The following is a 26,642-nucleotide window of genomic DNA, read 5'->3' as shown; positions in this document are numbered from 1 at the left end:
GCGTGGGTTCGATGCTTTCGTGTCGACAGCCGAAGTACCGTACCGCTTGCCCGTCTGGCGATTCGATGTAATCAAGGATAGGCGAGAAAAAATTGCAATAAAATCTCTTTAATTGCATTCCAATCGTTTTAGGTGTTTATGCGGATGTGACCGATACGGCGGTCAACGCCCTCGAGAGTTAAGTGATAATGGCTCCACCCTTGACACGAGGTGCCGTCGACATGCCCGAAGCTACACACTTCATCGGCAATCAATGGATCGCGCCCGCAAAGCGCGCCGCCAGTTCTGCCACTTCCGCCAGCGCCGCCAACGCGGTCATCGCCGTCATCGATCCCTCCGACGGACAGCCCTTCACCGACATTGCCCGAGGCGACGCCGAAGACATGGACCGCGCCGTGAAGGCCGCGCGCGCGGCGTTCGAGGGCGACTGGGGACGCACCGCCGCCGCCGAGCGTGGCCGCGTGCTCTATGCGTTTGCCAATATCCTCGCCAAACATCAGGAGGCCCTCGCGCAACTCGAGGCGCGCGACACCGGCAAGCCGCTCAAGCAGGCACGTGCAGATGCAGCAGCCATCGTGCGCTACTTCGAGTTCTACGCCGGTGCGGCGGACAAGCTGCACGGCGAGACGATCCCGTATCAGCAAGGCTTCACGGTCTTCACCGTGCGCGAGCCGCATGGCGTGACCGGTCACATCATTCCGTGGAATTACCCGCTCCAGATCTTCGGACGCAGCGTGGCCGCCGCGCTCGCGACCGGCAATGCCTGCGTGGTCAAGCCCGCCGAGGACGCCTGCCTGTCGCTGCTGCGCGTGGCCGAACTCTCGCTCGAAGCAGGCCTGCCGCCGGGGGCCCTGAACATCGTGACGGGCTACGGCGCCGAGGCCGGCGCTGCCCTCGCCCGGCACCCGGGCATCGATCACATCTCGTTTACGGGTTCGCCCGCCACCGGCACGCTGATCTCGCAAATGGCCGCCGAGAACCACACGCCGGTCACGCTGGAGCTGGGCGGGAAATCGCCGCAGATCATCTTCGCCGACGCCGAGATGGACGCCGTGCTGCCGGTCGTCGTGAACGCGATCGTCCAGAACGCCGGGCAGACGTGTTCCGCCGGTAGCCGTCTGCTGGTGGAGCGCGACGCCTACGAAACCGTGCTCGCGCATCTGGCCGAAGCCTTCGCACGCCTGCGCGTGGGGCCGTCGCAGGACGACCTCGATCTCGGCCCGCTCATTAACGCGCGCCAGCAACAACGCGTGTGGGACTTCCTGTCGGAAGCGCAACACGACGGCATTGCGGTCATGTCGCAAGGTGAAGTCGTGCATAGCGCGCCGGAGGCCGGGTTCTATCAGGCACCGACGCTGCTGCGCGACGTGCCGCCGACCCATCGCCTCGCCCACGAAGAAGTGTTCGGCCCGGTGCTCGCGGCCATGCCGTTCACCGATGAGGCGGATGCCCTGCGACTGGCCAACGGTACGCCCTACGGTCTGGCGGCGGGCGTCTGGACACGCGACGGTGGCCGTCAGATGCGACTGGCGCGCAACATTCGCGCCGGTCAGGTCTTCATCAACAACTACGGCGCCGGTGGCGGCGTGGAACTGCCGTTCGGCGGGATGAAGCACTCGGGACACGGTCGCGAAAAGGGTTTCGAAGCGCTCTACGGCTTCACCACGCTCAAGACCGTGGCCATCCGGCACGGTTGAATCGCGCCGCCCGCCCCACATCGCACGCGAACCACCCGGGTACTCCGAAGCGGACCGCGCGTGCGTACCCGGCGCGAGCACCTCGCACCCAAGAAGCAACTCACGAACGAAGGAGACAAGGCATGCGTTTGCAAGACAAAGTGGCCATCGTCACGGGCGCCGGGTCGGGCTTCGGCGAAGGCATCGCCAGGACATTTGCGCGCGAAGGCGCGGCCGTCATCGTCAACGATCTGAACCGTGAAGCCGGCGAGCGCGTCGCCGGGGAAATTGCCGAGGCCGGCGGGCGCGCTGCGTTCGTCTACGGCGATGTGTCGCGCGAAGACGATCACGTCACCCTGCTCGACGAGGCCGTCACGCGATTCGGGCATCTCGACGTCGTCGTCAACAATGCGGGCACCACGCACCGCAACAAGCCGCTGCTCGAAGTCACCGAAGCCGAGTTCGATCGTGTGTATGCGGTCAACGTCAAGAGCATCTTCTGGAGCGCGCGCGCCGTCATCCCGTACTTTCAGCAGCGCGGCGGCGGCGTGATGATCAACATTGCGTCGACGGCGGGCGTGCGTCCCCGCCCGGGGCTCGTCTGGTACAACGGCAGCAAAGGCGCCGTCATCACCGCGAGCAAGGCGATGGCGGCCGAGTTCGGTCCGCAGAACATCCGCGTAAATTGCGTCAATCCGGTGATCGGCGATACCGGCCTGACCGCCGAATTCATGGGCGTGCCCAACACGCCCGAGAACCGCGCGAAGTTCCTCGCAGGCATTCCGCTCGGACGCTTTTCCACGCCGCAGGACATCGCCAACGCGTGCCTGTATCTCGCCAGCGACGACGCCGCCTTCATCACCGGCGTCTGCCTCGAGGTCGACGGCGGGCGTTGCATCTGAGCCATCCACCGCTTTTCGCTGTCCTTGAAGTCCCTGTAGTCGGTTGCACCTGCAGTTGCCGTAGCAGTTGTCGTACTCACACCATAACGATAGACAACACAACGTCAAACCGGAGGAGATCCGTATGAACAGCGTTCCGACGCCCCCGTCGCCGATGACCGACGCCCCATCGGCGGACTTCGAAGCCGCCACCTATCGCAAGGTCGGCTGGCGGCTGATTCCGTTCCTGCTGCTGTGCTACGTAGTCGCGTATCTCGACCGCGTGAACGTGGGCTTCGCCAAGTTGCAGATGGTCGGCGACCTGCAGTTCTCCGAAACCGTATTCGGTCTCGGCGCGGGCATCTTCTTCATCGGCTACTTCATCTTCGAAGTGCCGAGCAACGTGATCCTGCACCGCGTGGGTGCGCGCGTGTGGATCGCGCGGATCATGATTTCGTGGGGCATCATCTCCGGTGCGACGATGTTCGTGACGACGCCCTCGATGTTCTACGTCATGCGCTTCCTGCTCGGCGTGGCCGAAGCGGGCTTCTTCCCCGGCATCATCCTGTACATCACGTACTGGTACCCGGCGTCGCGGCGCGGCCGCATGACGGCGTTGTTCATGACGGCCGTCGCGCTCTCGGGACTGATCGGCGGCCCGCTCTCGGGCTGGATTCTCAAGGACATGAGCGGCGCGAACGGACTGGCCGGCTGGCAATGGATGTTCCTGATCGAAGCGATTCCGTCGGTGGTGATCGGTATCGCCGTGCTGTTCGTTCTCGACGACCGGATCCGCGACGCCAAGTGGCTCAACGACGCCGAGAAGACGATGCTCGAGCGCAACATCGCGAGCGACGTGCTGACCAAGGAAGACCTGCCCCTGAGCCAGGTCTTCTCCAGCCCGCGCGTGTGGATGATGAGCCTGATCTACTTCTCGTTCGTGATCGGCCTGTATGGCGTGGGCTTCTGGCTGCCGACGATCATCAAGGCCACCGGCGTCACGGACCCGTTGCAGATCGGCCTGCTCACGGCGATTCCGTACTTCTTCGCCGTGATCGCCATGGTCGTGGTCGGCCGACGTTCGGACCTGCGCGGCGAGCGGCGCTGGCACATTGCGATTCCCGCGTTCCTCGGCGCCATCGGTCTGTTCCTGTCGACGACATGGAGCCACAACACGCAACTCGCCATGGTCGCGCTCACGCTCGCCACGATGGGCATCATGATCGTGCTGCCGTTGTTCTGGAGCCTGCCCACGGCGTTTCTCGGCGGCACGGCCGCCGCGGCCGGTATCGCGATGATCAACTCGTTGGGGAATCTGGCCGGTTTCGTCGGCCCGTACCTGATCGGCTTCCTCAAGGACACCACGCAGAGCACCAATAGCGGCATGTTCCTGCTCACGGCCTTCATGATTCTGGGCGGTTTGCTCACGTTGGCTGTGCCGGCGCGGCTCGTGAACGGCGATCGCGCCGCCCACTGAACCCGAGGCGGATCGCCTGACAAAACCCCGTCTCGGCCGCCAAGACCGAGACGCCACGGGGCGGCTGGCTGCGCCGCCCCCTTGGGAGTAACATGGCCCAGGCCGTCCTCGCCGGGACGGCCTGTTTTTTTGCCCCCAGACATTCGCATGCCCGCCACCGACTCACAGACGACGCCTGCCGGCGTCTCGCTCACGCCCGCCGAGGTCAAGCAGATTCTCTCGGGATTGCTGCTCATCATGTTCCTCGGCTCGCTCGACCAGACCATCGTCGCGCCCGCCCTGCCCACCATCGCGCGAGACCTCGGCAGCTTCGACGCCGTGTCATGGGTCGTCACCGCCTACCTGCTCTCCTCGACCGCAATCACGCCCATCGTCGGCAAGCTCTCCGACCTGTTCGGGCGGCGCGGGGTCATCGCGGTCAGCGTGGCCGTCTTTCTCGTCGGATCGGTGCTGTGCGCCCTGGCGCCGAACATGCTGGCGCTGATCGTGGCGCGCGGTGTGCAGGGCCTCGGCGGCGGCGGACTGATCGCGCTGTCCAATACCGTGATTGCCGACATCGTCTCGCCGCGCGAGCGCGGTCGCTATCAGGGCTACATTTCGGGGATGTTCGCCGTCTCCGGCGTCGCCGGCCCGGTCACGGGCGGCGTGTTCGCGCAGTACCTGAACTGGACGCTGATTTTCTGGATCAACATTCCGCTCGGCCTGCTCGCCATCTACCTGAGCGACCGCGCGCTGCGCCGGCTGCCGCGTCGCGAGGGCAAACCGAGCATCGATTATCTCGGATCGTTGCTGCTCATCGTGGCGACCGTCTGCCTGCTGCTCGCGCTCACCTGGGGCGGCCATCGCTATGCGTGGTTGTCGCTCGAGATCGGCGGGCTGATTGTTGCGGCCGTCGTGGTCGGCGCCGTGTTCCTGCGGCATCAGCGTACCGTGCGCGAGCCGCTGCTGCCGCTCGCCCTGCTCGCCAACCCGGTGTTTCGCATGACCTCCACGATGGCCGTGCTCGTCATGATGGTCAACATCAGTATCGGCATCTACGTGCCGCTCTATCTGCAGTTGCAGCGCGGCGAGTCGGCCAGTAGTTCGGGGTTGATGCTGATTCTGCCGCTGTTGGGCATCGTCGTCGGCGCGTTGAGTTCGGGGCATTACATGCGCGCGACGGGACAATACAAGCGGCCGCCGCAAATCGGCCTGCCGGTGGCGTTCGCCGGACTCGCCATCATTGCGCTTGGCGTGCAGTCGTTGCCGCTCGTGGTGATCGGCATCTGCCTGGGGCTGGTAGGCATCGGCTTCGGCTCGGCCATGCCGGTCATGACCGTGGCCACGCAGAACGCCGTCGCACCACGCGACATCGGGATCGCCACGGCAGCGCACGCGTTCTTTCGCGCGCTGGGCGGCATGATCGGCGTGGCCGCGTTCGGCGCGCTCATCGTCGGCCTGCTGGTGTCGGGCGACAGCGGCGGCGCACCGCGCGAGCTGACCGACTTCCTGCGTCCGGGCGGTGCGCCGGCCGGGATGGAAGATCATCTGCGACTCGCCTTCGGCGCCTTCTTCGCGGGAAGTGCCTTCATCGCGGCACTCGCCATCGTCGCCCTGAGCCGGTTGCCCGAACTGCCGCTGCGGCAAAGCTCGGGGAACGAGGCAACGGCGATCGAATGAGGTTGGTCGCACAGACGGCCTTGTGATCGGCCGGATCAGCCGCCTGTAAACGACGACACCCGCATTACGCGGGTGTCGTGCTTTTGAGACCGGCTTTCGCGGATCAGGCCGTGGCGCAAGCCCGGTAGTGACGGTTGGCCTGCTCCATCTGACCGAGCCCCTCGAACAGTTGGGCCAGCGCCAGATGCACGCGCTGCTGCAAATGGCGGTCGTCGGTGTGACGCAGCGCGCCTTCCAGGAACGTTTGCGCCTTGCCCCACAGGCGTTGGTGCTGACACAGCTTGCCCAGCGCGTAGAGCAGGTCGGGATCGTTCGGATGGCGCTGTTGCCAGGCTTCCGCCTTCTGGATGAGCGGCAAAGCGTCGCCGCCCGCACATTCGGCATAGCGACGCAGCAGGCGCGGGTCCCAATGCTCCGCCAGCGCGGCTTCCACGATATCGCGCGCTTCGCGCGGACGATCGAGCGCAATCAGCAGTTCGGCCGCCACGTCCGCAATGCGGGCGGACGTCCGCGCGTCGGCGGGCAACTCATGCCAGCACTTGAGCAGCGCGTCGGCATCGTGGCGGTGATCGCGCAGAATGCCTTCGCTCGCCGTCTGCTTGAGCTTGGCGGCCAGCGCCGGGTGCAGCGCTTCGCGCTTCTCCAGCACCTTGAGCAGATTCAGCACTTCCGGCCAGTGCTTCAGGTGCTGATGCGCACGCAGGGCAACGAGCTGCGCCTGCATGCGACGTGCGCCCTGTGCGCGCATCTCGGTCAGCGCTTCGAGCGCGCCTTCCGCATCGCGGGTGTCCACACGCAACTCGGCCGTTTGCAGCAGACGCGCTTCCTCCAGATTCGCCCCCTGCGCTTCGTCGAGCCACGCGTCGCGACGCGCAAACTCGCGCATCCGGTGCGCTGCGCGCGCGCCGATGATCGCCGCCACGCCGCGATTGTCATCCTGCTCGGCTGCCTCGCGGGCCGCCTTCTCCGCACGGGTGTAGCGTCCGGCAAAGAGGTTGGCCACAGCATCGCGCAATGCGATGTTCGCGCGGCGGCTGCGTTGGCGATTGCGGTACGCGGCCACGCGCTCCGGCATCTTGTAGATGTTGCGCAGAATTCGAATGATGACGTACAGCGCCACGAACAGCGCGAGCAACGCCAACACGAACAGGTTCAGCGATACGTCCACCCGGTACGGCGGCACCAGCATCACCACCTGCCCGTGATTGAACGTGGCCAGCACGGCGAAGCCGGCCGCCACCGCGAACAGGAGCGTCAACCAGATCAGTCCTCGCATGCCCGGCTCCTTACGGCTTTTCCTTGACGTCCTTGACCTGACCGATGGCGGTCAGGCTGGCGTCAAGGGTCGGCAGTTCGATCGTGCGCGCGCCCGAATCGATCTGATCGAGCAGTGCTTTGACCGCGATCACACGGCGCGACTTGCCATCGAAGTACTTGTCGAGCGCCGCCTGAGCGACGGTCACATCGCTATGCACGGCCGAGGCATTGCGCGCGAGCAACGCCAGACGCGCGTTGAGCAGTCGCAGCTTGAGGTTCGCCCGCAGGAAAGCGCCCTGTTCCGGCGCCACGAGCATCACGTCCGGATCGTCCAGACGGCGCACCTGCACCAGTTGCTTGAGGCTGCCCAGCATTTCGGACGACAGACGATGCCACGTGGCAGTCCAGCCCGTCTCACCTGCGCCGCTCGGGCCGCTGGTGTCCGCCTTCGGGGCGATGCGTTGCTCCTCGGCCTGCAACGGCAGCGTATCGATCATCGCGATCGCCTGATCGAGCTTGCCGGTCAGTTGCGGCAGATCGGCCGCCGGGACGGCCTTCAGGCGGTCGATGTCCTTGCGGAGGGCGTCGCGCACACCGGCGAGTTGCGGGGCACCGGTACGGGCCAGGCGTGCATCCGCGCCTTCGAGCGCGATCAGCGCGCCGCGCACGTTGCCGGTGAGCTGCAGTTGTTGATTGGCACTCGTGACGATCTGCTCGGTTTCGGCGAGCACCCATTCGTCACGGTTGTGGGCAAGCTCCTGATAGAGCTGTTCGAGCGCGGCCTGCTGGCTGCGGGAATCCGCCACGCGGCCTTCGAGCGCCGTGAGCCGGTTCTGCAGGTCGCGCTGGTTGTCGAGCGCCTGCGCCGTGCGCACCTGCGCCTGCATCACCTGCGAGTCGCCCGCCTGCTGACGACGCGCCATCTCCTGCTGCACGCGGTCGAGCTTCTGGTTGAGCGACCAGCCGCCGATGCCGGCGCCGGCCGCCAGGAGCACGAACAGCAGCCACGGTAGCGCCGCGCCCGAGCCGCGACGCCTCTGCGGCGGCTCCGGCGGTTGCCACGCGGGCGGCACGCCTGCCGTGCCGTAGGTCGCACCGCTCGAGGCACTCGAGCCGGTCGATCCGGTGGAATAAGTCGCCGTCGGGCCGGTCGACGCCGACGGGTTTTGAGAAGACTCTGGAACGCGATTATCTGTCGTCATGCTTGACTTGAATGGGATCCGCCCATGTTTTGAGTGCTGCCAGCAAGTTCTCGTCGCCGGGCGCGCACTGCGTAATCCTATCAAACCCCGCCGCTCGCGCGGCATCGGCGATGCGTGCATGCGACGTCAGGCACGGCGCCGCAAGGATTTGCGCGAGCACTTGCGGGGTGCCCGGGGTATGGATGCCGTCGCGCGTACCGTAGCGTGCCGCCAGCAATGTGGCCAGATGCCGCACCGCTTCCGAGCTCGTCAGCACCCAGACGCACGGCGATACCGATGCCATCCGCGCTTCAAGCGCGGCCCATGCGGCGGCGTCCGGCTCGGGTGCGCGGCGCGTGTACGCGCTCACGATGTCGACCTGCGCGCCGTTCGCCCGCAGGGTATCGGCGAGCAGCTCGCGCCCGCCGTCACCCCGAACGAGCAACACCCGGCGTCCGGCCAGTGCCGTCAGATTGAGCTGTTCGAGCAATGCCTCCGAATCGAAACGCGCGGCGGGGCCGCCCGGCGGCACGATCACGCGATGCCGGGGCGGTGCGATGCCCGCGTCGGCAAGCGCTTGCGCGCTACCCGGTCCGACCACCGCGACGGGCAACGTCGGCGGCCAGAAGGCGCCGGCATCGGTATCGCCGGGGAGTGCCGTGTCTCGATTATCGAGAGATTGCAGGTCAGCCCGCCGCGCCAGCGCGTGCGCCACGGCGTTGGGTGATACAAACACGGTCAGCGCATAGGACGACAAGTTGCGCAACGCGTCGTCGAGTGCGCGCAACGCGTCGGGATCGGCCTGCGCGGCGATGTGCAGCAACGGGAACGCCAGCGTGTCGATACCCGCCCCGTTCAGGTCCCGGGCGAAGCTGTCCGCCTGACCGTCGGGGCGCGTGAGGATCGCGCACAGGGGGGCAGACGCACCGGAAGCGCGCAGCCCGGCATTCGACGGCGCGGGAGGCGATGACGCAGGGAGCACCGGCGTGCGCGGGCTCAAATGTCTGAATCCTTCGCATCGGACGGCGGCACCAGCGCCAGTCCACCCGCATCGATGAGCTCCTGCGCCACGCGACGGCCCAGCGCCTCGGCGCTCGCCACATCGCCTGCGGCAACGTTGGCCGCGCCTTGAGCGCGCAAGACCGTCGCGCCGTCCGTCGACGCAATGAAGGCGCGCAGCGTCAACTCGCCTTGCGGCGTGAATTCGGCGAAGGCGCCCAGAGGCACCTGACACGAGCCGCCCAGTGCACGCGAGACGGCACGCTCGGCGCTCACGGCCAGCGTGGTGCTGGCGTCGTGCAGCGGCGCGAGCCATTGCAGGATTTCCGGACGTCCGGCACGCACTTCGATGCCGAGCGCACCCTGACCCGCGGCAGGCAGGCTCGCCGTCGTCGGAATCGTGGCCCGGATACGTGCGCCCAGCCCCAGGCGCTTGAGACCGGCGGCGGCGAGAATGATCGCCGCGAAGTCGCCCCGGTCGAGCTTGCCCAGACGCGTGTCGAGATTGCCGCGCAACGGCGCGACCTTGAGATGGGGGTATTGCGTGCGCAGGCTCACCTCGCGGCGCAAGCTCGACGTGCCGACCACGGCCCCGGCAGGCAGGGCGTCGAGGCTGTCGTAGTCGTTGCTCACGAAGGCGTCGCACGGATCTTCGCGCTCGAGCACGGCCGCCAGCGTGAAGCCGTCGGGCAGTTGCATCGGCACGTCCTTGAGCGAATGGACGGCGAGATCGGCACGTCCGTCGGCAAGCGCCAGTTCGAGTTCCTTGACGAACAGCCCCTTGCCGCCGACCTTCGCGAGCGAGCGGTCGAGAATCTGATCGCCGCGGGTCGTCATGCCGAGGATACTGACGCGGCACTGCGGATATAATTTGTGCAGCGCGTCACGGACGTGTTCGGCTTGCCACATGGCAAGACGGCTCTCGCGCGACGCGATCACCAGGGTTTCAGGAGCAGCGAAGTTCATTCAGCAACCGCGTGAAGACCAAAAGAAAAAATGGTAACACGCTTGACCGGCCCGAACGGCTGGTCTCGAGAGGAGCGACATGAAGAGCAGCGCAAAGGCAAAAGCCCCACAAGAGGGCCTCGCCAAGTCGGTCGGCAAGACGTCTCCCGCGAAGGCAGCAGCCGCGGTCCCATCCATTTCCCCGAAGGTATCGGACGCGTCGCGCGTATCCGGTGCCGAGGACATCGGCAAGGCGCCCAAGGCCCGCCGCTCTCGCGAGGACAAGGACGCCCCGCTGCGCGAGGACATCCGCTTCCTCGGCCGCCTGCTCGGCGACGTGCTGCGCGAGCAGCAAGGCAGCGACGCCTTCGATCTCGTCGAGACCATTCGCCAGAACGCCGTGCGCTTTCACCGCGAAGGCGACCGCAGCGCGGCCCGCGCGCTCGACACGCTGCTCAATGGCCTGACCAACGAGCAGGCCATCCAGGTGGTGCGTGCGTTCAGCTACTTCTCGCACCTGGCCAACATCGCCGAGGACCGCCATCACAACCGCCGCCGCCGCGTGCATGCGCTCGCCGGCAGCCGCGCCCAGCCCGGCACGATCCGCGCCGCGCTGCAAAGCCTCAAGGACGCCGATCGCGCCGATCCCGCCACATTGCAAGCCTTCTTCGCCAGCGCCCTCATCGTGCCGGTGCTCACCGCCCACCCGACCGAAGTCCAGCGCAAGAGCATTCTCGACGCCGAGCGCGAGATCGCCCGCCTGCTGGAGCATCGCGACGACGCGCTCACCGAACGCGAGTCGGTGCGTAACACCGACGCCATGCGCGCCTACGTCACCACGCTGTGGCAGACGCGCATGCTGCGCAGCTCGCGCCTGACCGTGGCCGACGAGATCGAGAACGCACTGTCGTACTACCGCGCGACCTTCCTGTCCGAGATCCCAGCCCTGTACGACGACGTGAGCGCCGAGCTGCACGACGCCGTGCCCAGCGTGCGCGCCGAAGGCCTCGGCCGCTTCCTGCAGATGGGCAGCTGGATCGGCGGCGATCGCGACGGCAACCCGAACGTCACCGCGCAGACGCTGCAACTGGCCATCACGCGCCAGGCCACCGAGATCTTTGCGCACTACCTCGAGCAGGTGCACTTGCTCGGCGCCGAGCTGTCCGTCTCGCAACTGCTCGCCGGGGCGAGCGACGCACTGCTCACCCTCGCCCGCCGCTCGCCCGACGACTCACCGCACCGCACCGACGAGCCGTATCGCCGCGCGCTGATCGGCGTGTATGCGCGACTGGCCGCCACCGCACGCGAGTGGGTCGGCCACGTGCCGCATCGCGGCGCCGTCGGCGACGCCAGTCCTTATCTCGACGCCAGCGAATTCATCTCCGACCTGAACACGGTCGTGGCCTCGCTCATGGCGCATCACGGCAGCGCGCTGATCTCGCAGCGCCTCGGCCCGCTGGTGCGTGCGGCCGAGGTGTTCGGCTTCCATCTCGCGAGCATCGACCTGCGTCAAAGCTCCGACGTGCACGAGGCGGTCATCGCGGAGCTGTTTGCCAGGTCCGGCGTCGAGGCGAACTACGCCAAGCTCGATGAAGACGCCAAGCTCGCCCTGCTGCTGCAGGAGCTGCGCGAGCCGCGTCCGCTCTTTTCGCCGTACCTCGACTACTCGCAGCGCACCCGCGACGAGTTGGCCGTATTTGCCGCCGCGCGTGAGATTCGCGCCCGCTTCGGCCCGCGCGCCGTGCGCAACTACATCATTTCGCACACGGAAACCGTGAGCGATCTGGTCGAAGTCATGCTGCTGCAAAAGGAGACCGGGCTGTTTCAGGGCGCGCTCGGGGCCAAGGGCGCCAAGGCCGTCGAGCCGAAGGTCGGCGCGATGGTCATCCCGCTGTTCGAGACGATTGCCGACTTGCGCAATGCGCCGGTCATCATGCGCGAGTTCTTCGACATCCCCGGCATGTCGGATGTCGTGGTGCAGCAAGGCGGCGAGCAGGAAGTCATGCTCGGTTATTCCGACAGCAACAAGGACGGCGGCTTCCTCACCTCGAACTGGGAGCTGTATAACGCCGAGCTTGCCCTCGTGCATCTGTTCGAAGAGAAGGGCATCCGGCTGCGCCTGTTCCACGGCCGTGGCGGCACGGTCGGTCGTGGCGGTGGCCCGACCTATCAGGCCATCCTCTCGCAGCCTCCGGGCACGGTGAAGGGGCAGATTCGCCTGACGGAGCAAGGCGAGATCATCGCCAGCAAGTTCGCCAACCCGGAGATCGGACGCCGCAATCTGGAGACGATCGTCGCAGCCACGCTCGAAGCGACGCTGCTGCCCAGCCGGAACCAGCCGCCGCGTCTGGCAGCTTACGAGCAGGTCATGCAGGCGCTTTCCGATACCGCCTTCTCCGCCTATCGCGACCTCGTCTACGAGACGCCGGGCTTTACCGACTACTTCTTCTCCGCCACGCCGATCGCGGAAATCGCCGAGCTCAACATCGGCTCGCGCCCGGCGTCGCGCAAGTTCTCCGATCCGAAGCATCGCCGCATTGAAGATCTGCGCGCGATTCCGTGGGGCTTCTCGTGGGGGCAGTGCCGTTTGCTCATCACGGGCTGGTACGGTTTCGGCAGCGCCGTAAGTGCCTACCTCGACGGTGACGCAGAGGCAGCAAGCCGCGACAAGCGTCTCGATACACTGCGTCAGATGGTCAAGCGCTGGCCGTTCTTTGCGAACCTGCTCTCGAACATGGACATGGTGCTCGCCAAGACGGACCTCGCCGTGGCTTCCCGCTACGCCGAGCTGGTGCCGGACGAGAAGCTGCGCAAGCGCGTGTTCAACCGCATCGTGGCCGAGTGGCAAAGCACGACGCAGGCGCTCGCGCTGATCACCGGTCACGACGAGCGTCTGGCAGACAACCCGCTGCTCGCGCGCTCGATCAAGAACCGCTTCCCGTATCTCGATCCGCTCAACCACTTGCAGGTCGAACTGCTGCGCCGTCACCGTGCCGGCGAGTCGGATGAGCGCGCGCGACGCGGTATTCACCTTTCGATCAACGGCATTGCGGCCGGCCTGCGCAATACCGGCTGAATCGCGTCGACCCCGCCCGACCGTGAGCTGGCGCTGCATCGCGCGGCGCCAGTTCACGGCCGTTTCCGATCACCCCTTGGGAATCTCCCCAACGACACGCGGTCGATAGGACGGTATATTTCGACGGATTCGACCCGATGGCTGCCGGGGGGCCACTCCATCATGCATTCCGATTCCACTGCTTTCCCAGCGCGCACGGCGTACCGCCGTGCCATGCGACGTGTGGCCGCTGCCGTAGCGGGCGCACTGCTCTGCCTGCTGGGAACCACGGCGCAGGCCGACACTGCTGCCCAGACGGCCGGGCAAGACGTCAGCGCCGCCGTCTTCGATACGCCGTCGCACTTCGCTGCCGCCCCGCATGGGGTGCGTGGCTTCGCGATCCGCCTGGTCTCGCAGACGCTCTCCACATCGCCCACTCGCGCGACCAAGCCCCGCCAGGTGGTCGATCCGGTGTTCGATCCGTTGATGAACGGCATTCTCGAGCGTCTGGCGATCAGCGAAGCCGTAGCCCGGACCAAGTTCGCTTCCGGCAAGCCGATCCAGGATCCGCCGCGCGAACAGGCCTTGCTTGACAGCGTGGGAGACCGGGCGACGCAGTTCGGGTTGACGCCAGCACAGGCGCGCACGTTTTTCCGCATTCAGATCGAGGCGGGCAAGCTGGTACAGACCGCCCTGCTGGCCCGCTGGACCCGTGAGGGCCGGGCGCCGGGCGAGCCGGTGGACCTGACAACGCGTCTGCGCCCCGCGCTCGACCGGTTGGGCACCTCTCTGCTCCACGATCTCGGCCGCGTGTGTGCGCTGCCCGACGATCCGCAACGCATGGCGCGCATTCATCAGGCACGCGAGCGTATCGCCCGGGCGGCCAAGCTCGAAGCGTTGCAACGTGCGGCGTTCGACGAAGCGACCTCCGGCCTGTGCCTGTCGGCACCACCGCGTGTCTGGACACTCTCGTGGGTGCAGTAAGCACGCCCCCGGCGACCCGAGCGTCTCGCGTGTCGTAGCGCAGGCGCCGGGGTTGTATAATTGCGGTTTGCCGTGCCCTGCCACGGTTCGCTTCAGTCTGCTTCACTCCGCCCAGGTGGGCCTCGATTAGCCACGCTACGACAATGACCTCCCAACTCCACAAGAAAGGCGAAGCCTGGTCGGCCCGCTTTTCCGAACCCGTTTCCGAACTCGTCAAGCGCTATACCGCGTCGGTATTCTTCGACAAGCGCCTGGCGCTGTTCGACATCGACGGGTCGCTCGCCCACGCCGACATGCTGGCCGCACAAGGCATCATCAGCGCGCAGGACCTGGCCGATATCCAGCGCGGCATGACGCAGATTCGCGGTGAGATCGAGCGCGGCGAGTTCGAGTGGCAACTGGACCTCGAAGACGTTCACCTGAACATTGAAGCGCGTCTGACCGCGCTGATCGGCGACGCGGGCAAGCGGCTGCATACCGGCCGCTCGCGTAACGACCAGGTCGCGACCGACATCCGCCTGTGGCTGCGCAGCGAAATCGATCGCATCGGCGAGCACCTCGGCGATCTGCGCCGCGCCCTGCTCGATCTGGCGGACCAGCACAGCGCCACGATTCTCCCCGGCTTCACGCACCTGCAGGTTGCCCAGCCGGTCACGTTCGGTCATCACCTGATGGCCTACTTCGAGATGTTCAGCCGCGACGCCGAGCGCATGCTCGACGTGCGCCGCCGCGTGAACCGCCTGCCGCTGGGTGCCGCAGCACTGGCCGGCACGAGCTACCCGATCGATCGTGAGCGCGTTGCCGCTACGCTCGGCTTCGAAGAGGTCTGCACGAACTCGCTCGACGCCGTGTCGGATCGCGACTTCGCGATCGAATTCACGGCGGCCGCCGCGCTCGTGATGACGCACGTCTCGCGTTTCTCCGAAGAACTGGTGCTGTGGATGAGCCCTCGCGTGGGCTTCATCGACCTGGCCGACCGCTTCTGCACGGGCAGCTCGATCATGCCGCAGAAGAAGAACCCGGACGTGCCCGAACTGGCGCGCGGCAAGACCGGCCGTGTCAACGGGCATCTGATCGGCCTGCTCACGCTGATGAAGGGCCAGCCGCTCGCGTACAACAAGGACAACCAGGAAGACAAGGAGCCGCTGTTCGACACGGTCGACACCGTCATCGACACGCTGCGCATCTTCGCGGACATGGTGCCGGGCATCAAGGTGCGCGAAGCCAACATGCGCAACGCTGCGCTGCAAGGCTTCTCGACGGCAACCGACCTGGCCGACTATCTCGTCAAGAAGGGTCTGCCGTTCCGCGATGCGCACGAGATCGTGGCTCACGCCGTGAAGATCTGCTCGGATCGCGATATCGATCTGGCGGACCTGTCGCTGGCCGAACTGCAGAAGTTCTCGCCGCTCGTCGGCGAAGACGTCTTCGACTACCTCACGCTCGAAGGCTCGGTCGCCAGCCGTAACCACATCGGCGGCACCGCACCGGCGCAAGTACAACGCGCCATCGCGGCCGCCCGCGCGAAGCTCGCAAAGTAAGTCGCTCGCGGCGTCCACGCCAACGAAAAATGCCACCTCGAGGGGTGGCATTTTTTGTATCGGCGCCCCGGTGCATCAGCGCACACCGGGACATCGGCACCTCGCTCAGAACATCGGCAACGACAGGAACCCCTTGATGACGAGCGCATTGAGGATGTCGATGAAGAACGCCCCCACCATGGGCACGATCAGGAACGCAATGTGCGACGGCCCGAAGCGCTCTGTCACCGCCTGCATGTTGGCGATCGCGGTGGGCGTTGCGCCGAGCCCGAAGCCGCAGTGGCCCGCGGCCAGCACCGCCGCGTCGTAGTTGCCCCCCATCACCCGGAACGTGACGAAGATCGCGTAAGTGGCCATCGCCACCGTCTGGACGACCAGAATGACGATCATCGGCAACGCCAGCGTCGACAGGTCCCAGAGTCGCAGCGACATGAGCGCCATGGCCAGAAATAGCGACAGGCTCACGTTACCCAGCACCGACAGCGAACGATCGAACACTTCGTAACCGACCAGCGACAGCAGGTTACGCACGACCACGCCCGTAAACAACACACAGACGAACGTCGGCAGTTCCAGCGGCGTGCTCGACAGCCACTGCGCGATCAATTCGCCACCCAGCAGGCAAATGGCGATCATGGCCACCGTCTCGATCAACGCCTGCGCCGTGATCAGACGCACGGTATGGGGCTGCTCGAAACCCTCCGGAACGTCGCTTTGCGCGCGCTCGGCGCCCGGCACCTTGCCCCGCAGACGCCCCACCAGGAAGCGCGCCACGGGCCCGCCCAGCAGGCCACCGAGCACCAGACCGAACGTGGCGCAGGCCATCGCGATCTCCAGTGCGGATTGCACGCCGTAGCGCGCCGAGAGCGTCTCGCCCCACGCCGCCCCGGTGCCATGTCCGCCGGCGAGCGTGATCGATCCGCCCAGCAACCCCACGCCCGGCGGCAATCCCATGGCCATGGCGAGGCTCAGGCCGATGGCGTTCTGCATGATCAGCATGCCCGCCACGATGGCCAGAAACAGCACCAGGCGTTTGCCGCCCGCCTTCAGGCTGGCCAGATTGGCCGACAGGCCGATGGTCGCGAAGAACGCCAGCATCAGCGGTCCTTGCAGCGACGTGTCGAACCGCAATTCGAAATGCCCGAACTGGCGCAGGGCGAGCGTGGCAAGGGCGACCAGCAGGCCGGCGGCCACCGGCTCAGGGATGCTGTACGTGCGCAGCGGCCCGATCCATTCCACGAGCTTGCGTCCCATCAACAGCACCAACGTGGCACAGACCAGCGTGCCGTAAGTGCTGAACACCAAGATTCCGGTGACGTCCATGATCCCTCCTGCGCAAAAAATGCGTCGAGTTTAGCAATCCGGGCCACGCAAAAAGATGGGAAACATCCCAAAAACAAGAGACTCGAGCAAAAACACAAAGTACACGTTTTCATCCAGGTCGCATCAATTTACGAGGATTTCGCGTCCATTCACAGCAGATTCGATGTCACCCACGCATGGCCTCACGCGCATACGCTGACACCCCCCCGAACCACGCAATCCGGACACCCAAAACAGGCGTATATGGCGCGGCACAAAAAAGCCCCGTGCTTTCACACGGGGCTGCATTCTGCGTCCGGAAATGGCGCCCGAACCGGCGCCGGACGACGATTACTGGCGCACGCAATCCACGAAGTACTCGGGACGTCCGTCCACTTCCTCGACCACCAGGCCGTGAATATCGGTATGGAAGCCCGGGAAGCGCTCGTTGAAGTCGCGGGCGAAGCGCAGGTACTCGATGATCGCCGCGTTGAAGCGCTCCCCCGGAATCAGCAGCGGAATACCCGGCGGATACGGCGTGAGCAGCACGCTGGTGACGCGGCCTTCGAGTTCGTCGATGGGCACGCGATCGATCTGACGATGGGCCAGCTTCGAGAAAGCATCCGTGGGCTTCATGGCGGGTTCCATGTCCGAGAGATACATCTCGGTGGTCACGCGCGCGACGTCGTTCGCCTTGTAGACGCTGTGGATCTGATCGCACAGGTCGCGCAGGCCGATACGCTCGTAGCGCGGGAACTGCGCGACGAACTCCGGCAGCACGCGCCACAGCGGACGGTTATGGTCGTAGTCGTCCTTGAACTGTTGCAGTTCGGTCACCATCGAGTTCCAGCGGCCCTTCGTGATACCGATGGTGAACATGATGAAGAACGAGTACAGACCGGTCTTCTCCACGATGATGCCGTGCTCGGCCAGATACTTGGTGACGATGGCCGCCGGGATGCCGCTCTCGCCAAACTCGCCGTCCACGTCGAGCCCCGGCGTGATGATCGTGGCCTTGATCGGGTCGAGCATGTTGAAGCCGTCGGCCAGATCGCCGAAGCCGTGCCAGCGCTCATTCGCACGCAGCACCCAGTCGTCGCGGTGGATCGCGCCTTCGTCGCCCAGATGCTCCGGGCCCCAGACCGAAAACCACCACGAATCGCCGTACTCGCTGGCCACCTTGCGCATGGCGCGGCGGAAGTCGAGCGCTTCGACGATCGACTCTTCCACGAGCGCCGTGCCGCCCGGCGGCTCCATCATGGCGGCGGCCACGTCGCACGACGCAATGATCGCGTACTGCGGCGACGTCGAGGTGTGCATCAGGTACGCCTCGTTGAAGCGGTACGTATCGAACGTGCGCGCCTCCGAATCCTGCACCACGATCTGCGACGCCTGCGAAATACCGGCAAGCAGCTTGTGCGTGGAGTGCGTGGCGTAGATGGTCGCTTCCGACGAGCGCGGACGGCCCTCGCCGATGGCGTGCATGTCGCGGTAGAACTCGTGGAACGCCGCGTGCGGCAGCCAGGCTTCGTCGAAGTGCAGCGTATCGATGTTGTTGCCCAGCACTTCCTTGATCATCTCGACGTTGTAGATCACGCCGTCATACGTGCTTTGCGTGATCGTCAGGATGCGAGGCTTGGCGTTCGGGTCGCGCTCCAGCACTTCGCGCGCAAACGGGTTCGCCTCGATCTTGGCGCGAATGACTTCCGGCTCGAATTCCGACTTCGGAATCGGGCCGATGATGCCGAGATGGTTACGCGTCGGCGTGAGGAACACCGGTACGGCGCCCGTCATCGTGATCGCGTGCAGGATCGACTTGTGGCAGTTGCGGTCGACCACGACGATATCGCCCGGCGCCACGGTGGCGTGCCACACGATCTTGTTCGACGTCGACGTGCCGTTCGTCACGAAGAACAGGTGGTCGGCATTGAAAATGCGCGCTGCGTTGCGCTCCGACGCGCCCACCGGACCATTGTGATCGAGCAGCTGGCCGAGCTCTTCCACGGCGTTGCAGACGTCTGCACGCAGCATGTTCTCGCCGAAGAACTGGTGGAACATCTGGCCCACAGGGCTCTTCAGGAACGCTACGCCGCCCGAGTGGCCCGGGCAGTGCCAAGAGTACGAGCCGTCGGCCGCGTAGTGCGTGAGCGAGCGGAAGAACGGCGGCGGCAGCGAATCAAGATACGACTTGGCTTCACGGATGATGTGACGCGCCACGAACTCCGGCGTGTCTTCGAACATGTGAATGAAGCCGTGCAGCTCGCGCAGGATGTCGTTCGGAATGTGGCGCGACGTGCGCGTCTCGCCGTACAGGAAAATCGGAATGTCCGGATTGCGGCGGCGCACTTCCTGCACGAACGCACGCAGGTTGATGATGGCCAGCGCGAGCTCACCCTCGCCTTCGCCGCCCGCTTCGCTCGAGAAAGTGCCGAACTCGTCGTCGTCGATGGACAGAATGAAGCTCGATGCGCGGCTGGCCTGCTGCGCGAACGAGGTCAGGTCACCGTAGCTGGTGAGGCCGTTGACTTCCATGCCCTCGGCTTCGATGGCTTCCGCCAAGGAGCGAATCCCGGATCCCGAGATGTTTTCGGAGCGGAAGTCCTCGTCGATGATGACGATCGGAAAACGGAATTTCATTGGCGTTCCTTCGACAAAAGAACGAGCCACGGTCCGACACGGCCGTGGCTCTGGGGCAAAACGAATTGGGGGATGCTCACCGGCGGCGAGGGTCTGGCGTATCAGGCTAGGTTTTCGGCAGCGTGACGCCACGCTGTCCCTGATACTTGCCGCCGCGATCCTTGTACGAGGTCTCGCAGACTTCGTCGGATTCGAAGAACAGCACCTGAGCCACGCCTTCGTTGGCGTAGATCTTGGCCGGCAGCGGCGTCGTGTTCGAGAATTCCAGAGTCACGTAGCCCTCCCATTCGGGTTCGAACGGCGTCACGTTCACGATGATGCCGCAACGGGCATACGTCGATTTGCCCAGACACACGGTAAGCACGCTGCGCGGAATGCGGAAGTACTCGACGGTGCGGGCCAGCGCGAACGAATTCGGCGGAATGATGCAGACATCGCTCTCGACGTCGACGAAGGACTTCTCATCGAAGTTCTTCGGGTCGACGATCGTCGAGTTGATGTTCGTGAAGACCTTGAATTCAGGCGCACAGCGAATATCGTAGCCATAGCTCGACGTGCCGTAGCTGACGATCTTTTGCCCGTCCTGGGAATACCGGATCTGCGACGGTTCGAAGGGCTCGATCATGCCGTGCTCTTCGGCCATACGCCGGATCCACTTGTCGGACTTGATGCTCATGGGTGGGCCTGAATTGGGGTAGTACGTGAAAAAGTGGGCGTATTTTACGCGATTGTTGCGGTGCGGTGAGATTTTCCCCCGCACCGCGCCGCGCGGGGCTCGCGAGCCCCTCCAGCAGGCTTTCCTCAGGTGTTCTGCACCACGATCGACGGGAACTTGCTCGTCATGTCCTTCTGCTTCGCAGCGATCTTGACGGCGACCTTGCGAGCGATGGCCTTGTAAAGCTCGGCCACGCGACCGCCCGGGTCACCCACCACGCTCGGCATGCCGGCGTCCGCATGCACGCGGATGCTCATCTCCAGCGGCAACTTGCCCAGCAGGTCGACATCGAAATCGTGGCTCATGCGCTCGCCGCCGCCCACGCCGAAGATCGGCTCCTCATGGCCGCAGTTCGAGCAGATATGCAGGCTCATGTTCTCGATCAGGCCCAGAATCGGCACACCGACCTTCTCGAACATCTTCAGCCCCTTGCGCGCGTCGAGCAGCGCCAGGTCCTGCGGCGTGGTCACGATGACCGCGCCCGTGACCGGTACCTTCTGCGCGAGCGTGAGCTGGATATCGCCCGTGCCCGGCGGCATGTCGACGATCAGGTAGTCGAGGTCGTGCCAGTTGGTCTGGTTGAGCAGTTGTTCGAGCGCCTGCGTGACCATCGGGCCGCGCCAGACCATTGGATTGTCCGGCTCGATCAAAAAGCCGATGGAACTCGCTTGCAGGCCGTGACCGACCATCGGTTCGAGCGTCTTGCCGTCCTTCGACTCGGGCTTGCCGTGAATGCCGAGCAGCGTGGGCAGCGACGGGCCGTAGATGTCGGCGTCCAGAATGCCCACCTTCGCGCCCTCGGCGGCCAGCGCGAGCGCCAGGTTTACCGCCGTCGTGCTCTTGCCCACACCGCCCTTGCCCGACGCCACGGCGACGATGTTCTTGACGTTGGGCATGAGCTTCACGCCGCGCTGAACGGCATGCGCCACGATTTTCTGGTCGATTTCGACCGCAACGCGCTCCACGCCGGGCAGCTTGCCGACGGCTTCGGTAATGCGCGCGCGCATGGCCTCGAACTGGCTTTTCGCCGGATAGCCGAACTCGATCTGGATTCCGACGTGGCCGTGCTCGGCCGCCACCTGTTTCACATACTTTCCGGCAATCAGATCGAGCCCCGTATCCGGGTCGACGATGCCACGCAGCACTTCATTGATTTGGGCGACTTCCATGGTCTCTCACTCTGTCGGGCCGCGCCGGACAAAGCCCGGCGAAGCGCTAACAACTTGTAACATCCGTGGCGCACGCTCTCGATTAGCATTCGGGGCGCGCGTGTTATGGGGAACCAGCCGTCGCGGCAATCTGTCCTTGCCTGCGGTCGACACTCAGCGCTATTGTAAAAGACGGCGCGCCGACGGGTTCAAAACCCCTGCGGTTCGCACGTGCTTCGACGAAGTGCTCACGCGTGTCTCATCACTGCTAGCTAATCGAGAAGGAGCTCCACATGAATAAGAATACTCTGCGCGCTTCCGCGCTGGTCCTGGTCGCTGCTGCCATGCTGGCCGGTTGCCAGACGCAGCAAGGCACCAACACGGCGGTCGGCACCGGCGTCGGTGCGGCCGTCGGGGCGGGGCTCGGCAACCTCATCGGCGGCAACACCACCGGCACCCTGATCGGTGCCGCCGTGGGCGCCGCCGCGGGCGGTGCGGCCGGTTACAACTGGCAATCCATCCGGAACACGCTGGGCGGCCACACGGCCGGAACGGGCACCACGATCACCGAACAGCCGGACGGCACGCTCAAGGTCGCCGTGCCGAGCGACGTGACGTTCGACACCAACAGCTACGCCATCAAGCCGAATTTCGCCGCCGTGCTCAACGACCTTGCCACGTCGCTGAACCAGAACCCCGGCATTACCGCTGTCATCGCCGGTCACACGGACAGCACCGGCAACGACGCGATCAACAATCCGCTGTCGCAAAACCGTGCCAATGCGGTCATTCAGTACCTGACCGGCCGTGGCGTTGCCGCGAACCGTCTGCAAGGCGTGGGCTACGGCTCGACCCGCCCGATCGCGGACAACAACACCGCCGCCGGCCGTGCGCAGAACCGTCGTGTGGAAATCACGCTGGCCGCCCCGAACCAGCAGGCGCCGCGCTGATCGCCAGGCCCGCCAGAAAGGTTCGTCGCTTGAATACATGCCCGGTTCGCCGGGCATGTTGCATTTCAGGGGCTGAACGGCCGCCCTTCCGTCGGCCTGTCCGTTGAATGCTGCGTCGCAGCATCGAAAGTCACCACATCGGTTGAACTAATCCGGTGTCGCGCCGCTCAGACCTTTCGGAAGTGCCTACCGTGGGCGCTTCCATCTCCTCTTTGTTATTGACGTTACGTGTGCCTAGTTCTGCCGGAACCTCGTTCCGGCTTTTTTTTGGCCGCTCGTCCCGGCCTCACCCCACCTCCGCCGCCTCCGCTGCCTCTGCCGCCTCCCCGGCCTGACACCGGCCTGACACCGGCCACATCGCCCCGTCTTCCCGCCACCCGGCGACGCCGGATTCCGCACCGCAGCGTCCGTTTGGGCGTCAACCCGCCCCGCCTGCTAGAATCGTCCTTTCCCGGTTCCCTCAACGCACAGTCAATCCTCATGTCCCGTCGCATTCTTGTCACTTCCGCCCTGCCGTACGCCAATGGCCAGATTCACATCGGCCACTTGGTGGAGTACATCCAGACCGATATCTGGGTACGGTTCATGCGGATGCAGGGACACGAGGTCTACTACGTGGGCGCCGACGACACGCACGGCACGCCCGTCATGCTGCGCGCCGAAAAGGAAGGGCTCACGCCCAAGCAGTTGATCGAGCGCGTCTGGAAGGAGCACAAGCGCGACTTCGACAGCTTCGGCATCTCGTTCGACAACTACTATTCGACGGATTCCGAAGAAAACCGCGAACTGTCCGAAAACGTCTATCTCGCGCTCAAGGATCAAGGTCTGATCGAAGCCCGCGATATCGAACAGGCGTACGACCCGGTCAAGGAAATGTTCCTGCCGGATCGCTTCATCAAGGGCGAATGCCCGAAGTGCGGCGCCAAGGACCAGTACGGCGACTCGTGCGAGGTCTGCGGCTCGACCTACGCGCCGACCGACCTGCTCAATCCGTATTCGGTCGTCTCGGGCGCCACGCCGGTGCGCAAGACGTCCACGCACTACTTCTTCAAGCTCTCGGACAAGCGCTGCGAGCAGTTCCTGCGCAAGTGGGTGGCCGGTCTCGCCCAGCCCGAAGCAGCGAACAAGATGAAGGAATGGCTCGGTGAAGACGGCGAATCCACGCTGGCCGACTGGGACATCTCGCGCGATGCGCCGTACTTCGGCTTCGAGATCCCCGGTGCGCCCGGCAAGTACTTCTACGTCTGGCTGGACGCGCCGGTCGGCTACTACGCCAGCTTCAAGAACCTGTGCGCGCAGCGCGGCCTGAATTTCGACGAGTGGGTCAAGCCGGGCTCGAACACCGAGCAGTATCACTTCATCGGCAAGGACATCCTGTACTTCCACACGCTGTTCTGGCCCGCGATGCTCGAATTCTCGGGCCATCGCACGCCGACCAACGTGTTCGCCCACGGCTTCCTGACCGTGGATGGCCAGAAGATGTCGAAGTCGCGCGGCACGTTCATCACGGCGCAGAGCTTCATCGACACGGGCCTGAACCCGGAATGGCTGCGCTATTACATCGGCGCCAAGCTGGGCAGCACGATGGAAGACCTCGACCTGAACCTCGACGACTTCATCGCACGCGTGAACAGCGATCTGGTCGGCAAGTACGTGAACATTGCCAGCCGCGCCGCGGGCTTCCTCATCAAGCGTTTCGACGGCCGCGTGTCGCCGGACGCCATGCAAGCGGCCCTGCTCGAACAGATTCGCGCCGCCGCCCCGCAGATCGCCGCGCACTACGAAGCGCGCGAGTTCGGCAAGGCCCTGCGCCTGGTGATGGAACAGGCCGACGCCGTGAACGGTTACGTCGACACGGTCAAGCCGTGGGATCTGGCGAAGGATCCCGAGCAAGCTCCCGCCCTGCACGAAGCCTGCTCGGTCTGCCTGGAAGCTTTCCGTCTGCTCACGCTCTATCTCAAGCCGGTGCTGCCGGTGACGGCCGAAGCCGTGGAACGCTTCCTGAACATCGCGCCGCAGACATGGCAGGACGTGAATCGCCCGCTGACCGCCGACAGCGCAATCACCGCATACAAGCATTTGATGACGCGTGTCGAGGGCAAGCAGGTCGAAGCGCTGCTCGCGGCCAACCGCGACTCGTTGCAAGCCACGGCACCGGCCACGCAAGCGGCTGCCGCCAAGGGCAAGGACAAGTCGGCCAAGGCCACGGAAAAGGCTGACACGGGCGCAAAGGCTGCCGATGACGGCGTGATCACCATCGACGACTTCGCGAAGATCGATCTGCGCATCGCGCGCATTGTCGATTGCAAGGCGGTCGAAGGCTCGGACAAGCTGCTGCAGCTCACGCTCGACGTGGGCGAAGCACAGACCCGCAACGTCTTCTCGGGCATCAAGTCGGCCTATCCGCAGCCCGAAGCGCTGGTGGGCAAGCTCACGGTGATGGTGGCGAACCTCGCACCGCGCAAGATGAAGTTCGGTCTGTCCGAAGGCATGGTGCTGGCCGCGTCGGCTGCCGACGAGAAAGCCGAACCGGGGATCTACATCCTCGAGCCGCACAACGGCGCCAAGCCGGGCATGCGCGTGAAATAACGCGCGAGTGCGACGATCGGGGAAGCGCCGCTTTCCCAAGCAAAACACCCCGAGTGCCTCACGGCCTCGGGGCGTTTTGTTTGATGCCGAACACTGTGTGCCGGTCAGCGCAGGTGATCGACCGGCAATGCCGTCGTGAACTTGACGGTTTCCATCGAAAAACTCGCGCTGATGTCCTGCAGATCGGCCACGCGAATGAGCTTCTTGTAGAAGCGATCGTAAGCGGCGATGTCGGGCAGATAGACCTTGAGCAGATAGTCGATCTCGCCCGCCATGCGGTGGATTTCCACGATCTCGGGCAGTTCGCGTGCGCCGGCCACGAAACGGACCATCCAGTCTTCGCTGTGGGTGGCGGCCTTGATGAAGACGAAAGCCGTCACGCGCAAGTCGAGTTGCTGCGGGTCACAGAGCGTGACCTGTCCGGTAATGACACCGCTTTCACGCAGACGCTGGACGCGCCGCCAACAAGGCGTCGGCGACAGATGCACCGCTTCGGCCAGTTCGCCCAGCGAGCGTGAGGCATCGGTTTGCAGATTTTCAAGGATAGCGAGATCGGTTTTGTCCACGATGCCTCTCTGGAGGAAAACTTTTCCAAATCCTACCCGATTTGCGAGGAAATTTGAAAGCCTTTACCCCGTGATGGCACGTAGACTTCGTAAACATTCCGAAATCAGGGGTCGTCATGAAAATCTTCACCCAGCATCCCGCCTCTGTCGGCGAAAACTATTTCCAGCACATGGGCTCGGCACTCTCGTTCGCGCTGCCGCTGCTCGGCGCGTTTCTGGCTTGCCTCGTACACGCCGTCCTGCCGTTCCTGTTCGAAAAGACCGGCAGCCGGATCATCGTCCGTCTGCACGAGCGCATGGTGACGAATCGCCATCGCCATGCGGCCCAGACAGACCACACCGCCGACGCTACCCGGCCGACACAGGCAACGCACTAAGCCGTCAGCGTTCGACGCTCGCGGTCGTTCCGGCCATGCCGGCCGGTTCGGCCGTTGCGGTGATCAGGGCCGTTCCGACGCCGGATCGGGCGAGCGCGACGTGACCGTCACCCGGCCGTCCGGGCCGAAGTGGGCGTTGAACATGCCCGGCGTGTTAACGCCGTCTTCGAGCCAACGCCAGCTCCACACCGTTTCCTTCTTCAGCCGATACTCCGCGACATTCGTCGGTTTGCCGAGCAAACGCCGGACCTCGTCCTGCGTCATTCCCGGCTGCACCTGCTGAATAGTCTCTGCCGACAGTGCCTGGATGACGTCGCGCAGTTTGCCGTCCGGCCCGATATCGACCATGTAGGTCCGCAGTCCGCCCGGCGCGCGCGGATACTCCAGACGACGCGAACCATCGTCGTTCTCCCACACGATCTCCGGCTTGCCCATCTGGTCGCGCACCTGCGCCTCGGTCGTGACCCCCGGCGTGAGATTGCGCAACAGCATGTCGTCCGGCTTGACCGCATTGAACGTGTCGCGCGCTTTCTCACGCACCTTGTCGATCTGCTGCTGATCGCAGCCGAACAGTCCCAACAGCCCCGCTAGCAAACCCATGGCGACTCCCCGGCGAAGGCCGCGTTGCGACCCTCGCGTCGAATGATCGAAACTACGCGACGTTGTCATCGGCATCCCTCCTCTTGTCTGTTCCGGTCGTCAT

20 protein-coding genes are annotated in these 26,642 nt (G+C 65.0%); 10 read left to right on the top strand and 10 right to left on the bottom strand.

Annotated features, from left to right (window positions below; genetic code table 11):
* The first annotated feature begins 221 nt into the window (after positions 1–221).
* The 4 genes from ABWO90_RS03010 to ABWO90_RS02995 all read left to right on the top strand — a co-directional run bounded on the left by ABWO90_RS03010 (position 222) and on the right by ABWO90_RS02995 (position 5,693).
* Positions 222–1,697, top strand: coding sequence for an aldehyde dehydrogenase family protein (locus tag ABWO90_RS03010; protein WP_353189720.1), 1,476 nt, complete (start codon positions 222–224; stop codon positions 1,695–1,697).
* Between the two features lie 122 nt (positions 1,698–1,819).
* Positions 1,820–2,578, top strand: coding sequence for an SDR family oxidoreductase (locus ABWO90_RS03005; RefSeq protein WP_353189719.1), 759 nt, complete (start codon positions 1,820–1,822; stop codon positions 2,576–2,578).
* 124 nt (positions 2,579–2,702) lie between these two features.
* Positions 2,703–4,034: an MFS transporter gene (locus ABWO90_RS03000; RefSeq protein WP_353189718.1), complete on the top strand. Its 1,332-nt coding sequence runs from the start codon at positions 2,703–2,705 to the stop codon at positions 4,032–4,034.
* A gap of 147 nt (positions 4,035–4,181) precedes the next feature.
* Positions 4,182–5,693 (top strand): MDR family MFS transporter, encoded by a 1,512-nt coding sequence (locus ABWO90_RS02995; protein ID WP_353189717.1) that lies wholly within the window; start codon positions 4,182–4,184, stop codon positions 5,691–5,693.
* 103 nt (positions 5,694–5,796) lie between these two features.
* Here ABWO90_RS02995 and ABWO90_RS02990 read toward each other — a convergent pair whose 3' ends face one another.
* From ABWO90_RS02990 to hemC, 4 genes are read right to left on the bottom strand one after another with little or no spacing between them, the layout of a single operon-like run.
* Positions 5,797–6,969, bottom strand: a complete 1,173-nt coding sequence (locus tag ABWO90_RS02990; protein ID WP_353189716.1) for a heme biosynthesis HemY N-terminal domain-containing protein — start codon at positions 6,967–6,969, stop codon at positions 5,797–5,799.
* A 10-nt stretch (positions 6,970–6,979) separates the two neighbouring features.
* Positions 6,980–8,152, bottom strand: a complete 1,173-nt coding sequence (locus ABWO90_RS02985) for a uroporphyrinogen-III C-methyltransferase (protein WP_353189715.1) — start codon at positions 8,150–8,152, stop codon at positions 6,980–6,982.
* Entirely contained in the window at positions 8,139–9,131 is a 993-nt protein-coding gene (locus ABWO90_RS02980) for a uroporphyrinogen-III synthase (protein ID WP_353189714.1), read from the bottom strand. The genes ABWO90_RS02985 and ABWO90_RS02980 overlap by 14 nt, the downstream gene beginning before the upstream one ends.
* A complete protein-coding gene (gene hemC, locus ABWO90_RS02975) occupies positions 9,128–10,096 on the bottom strand; it encodes a hydroxymethylbilane synthase (protein WP_353189713.1) in 969 nt (322 codons plus the stop codon). The genes ABWO90_RS02980 and hemC overlap by 4 nt, the downstream gene beginning before the upstream one ends.
* Before the next feature lie 79 nt (positions 10,097–10,175).
* Between hemC and ppc the strand changes: the two genes are divergently transcribed.
* From ppc to argH, 3 genes are all read left to right on the top strand, one after another.
* Positions 10,176–13,151 (top strand): phosphoenolpyruvate carboxylase, encoded by a 2,976-nt coding sequence (gene ppc / locus ABWO90_RS02970; protein WP_353189712.1) that lies wholly within the window; start codon positions 10,176–10,178, stop codon positions 13,149–13,151.
* Between the two features lie 162 nt (positions 13,152–13,313).
* The gene (locus ABWO90_RS02965; RefSeq protein WP_353189711.1) at positions 13,314–14,114 is read left to right on the top strand and encodes a chorismate mutase; all 801 of its coding nucleotides are present in this window, start codon (positions 13,314–13,316) and stop codon (positions 14,112–14,114) included.
* Between the two features lie 143 nt (positions 14,115–14,257).
* Positions 14,258–15,655, top strand: a complete 1,398-nt coding sequence (argH, locus tag ABWO90_RS02960; RefSeq protein ID WP_353189710.1) for an argininosuccinate lyase — start codon at positions 14,258–14,260, stop codon at positions 15,653–15,655.
* A gap of 105 nt (positions 15,656–15,760) precedes the next feature.
* Here argH and gltS read toward each other — a convergent pair whose 3' ends face one another.
* The 4 genes from gltS to apbC all read right to left on the bottom strand — a co-directional run bounded on the left by gltS (position 15,761) and on the right by apbC (position 21,478).
* Entirely contained in the window at positions 15,761–16,978 is a 1,218-nt protein-coding gene (gltS, locus tag ABWO90_RS02955) for a sodium/glutamate symporter (protein WP_353189709.1), read from the bottom strand.
* A gap of 330 nt (positions 16,979–17,308) precedes the next feature.
* A complete protein-coding gene (locus ABWO90_RS02950) occupies positions 17,309–19,594 on the bottom strand; it encodes an Orn/Lys/Arg family decarboxylase (RefSeq protein WP_353189708.1) in 2,286 nt (761 codons plus the stop codon).
* 106 nt (positions 19,595–19,700) lie between these two features.
* The gene (dcd, locus tag ABWO90_RS02945; protein WP_039373928.1) at positions 19,701–20,270 is read right to left on the bottom strand and encodes a dCTP deaminase; all 570 of its coding nucleotides are present in this window, start codon (positions 20,268–20,270) and stop codon (positions 19,701–19,703) included.
* 125 nt (positions 20,271–20,395) lie between these two features.
* Positions 20,396–21,478, bottom strand: coding sequence for an iron-sulfur cluster carrier protein ApbC (gene apbC, locus ABWO90_RS02940; protein ID WP_353189707.1), 1,083 nt, complete (start codon positions 21,476–21,478; stop codon positions 20,396–20,398).
* A 272-nt stretch (positions 21,479–21,750) separates the two neighbouring features.
* Here apbC and ABWO90_RS02935 point away from each other — a divergent pair, with 272 nt between their 5' ends.
* On the top strand, positions 21,751–22,407 hold the full coding sequence (locus ABWO90_RS02935) for a YiaD family glycine zipper/OmpA-like lipoprotein (RefSeq protein WP_353189706.1): 657 nt from the start codon (positions 21,751–21,753) through the stop codon (positions 22,405–22,407).
* A 480-nt stretch (positions 22,408–22,887) separates the two neighbouring features.
* Positions 22,888–24,996, top strand: coding sequence for a methionine--tRNA ligase (gene metG, locus ABWO90_RS02930; protein WP_353189705.1), 2,109 nt, complete (start codon positions 22,888–22,890; stop codon positions 24,994–24,996).
* A 104-nt stretch (positions 24,997–25,100) separates the two neighbouring features.
* Here the strand turns inward: metG and ABWO90_RS02925 are convergent, their stop codons facing one another.
* On the bottom strand, positions 25,101–25,562 hold the full coding sequence (locus ABWO90_RS02925; RefSeq protein ID WP_353189704.1) for an Lrp/AsnC family transcriptional regulator: 462 nt from the start codon (positions 25,560–25,562) through the stop codon (positions 25,101–25,103).
* A gap of 116 nt (positions 25,563–25,678) precedes the next feature.
* Here ABWO90_RS02925 and ABWO90_RS02920 point away from each other — a divergent pair, with 116 nt between their 5' ends.
* Positions 25,679–25,939 carry a DUF6356 family protein gene (locus ABWO90_RS02920; protein ID WP_353189703.1) on the top strand — a complete coding sequence of 87 codons (261 nt, stop codon included), beginning with the start codon at positions 25,679–25,681 and terminating at the stop codon, positions 25,937–25,939.
* 63 nt (positions 25,940–26,002) lie between these two features.
* Here ABWO90_RS02920 and bamE read toward each other — a convergent pair whose 3' ends face one another.
* Positions 26,003–26,539 (bottom strand): outer membrane protein assembly factor BamE domain-containing protein, encoded by a 537-nt coding sequence (gene bamE, locus ABWO90_RS02915; RefSeq protein WP_353189702.1) that lies wholly within the window; start codon positions 26,537–26,539, stop codon positions 26,003–26,005.
* Positions 26,540–26,642: the final 103 nt, after the last annotated feature.

Source organism: Pandoraea pnomenusa (genome assembly GCF_040391475.1).
Lineage (GTDB): Bacteria > Pseudomonadota > Gammaproteobacteria > Burkholderiales > Burkholderiaceae > Pandoraea > Pandoraea pnomenusa_C.
The sequence above is the reverse complement of the archived record's forward strand: the minus strand, read 5'-3'. Positions and strand labels throughout refer to the sequence as shown.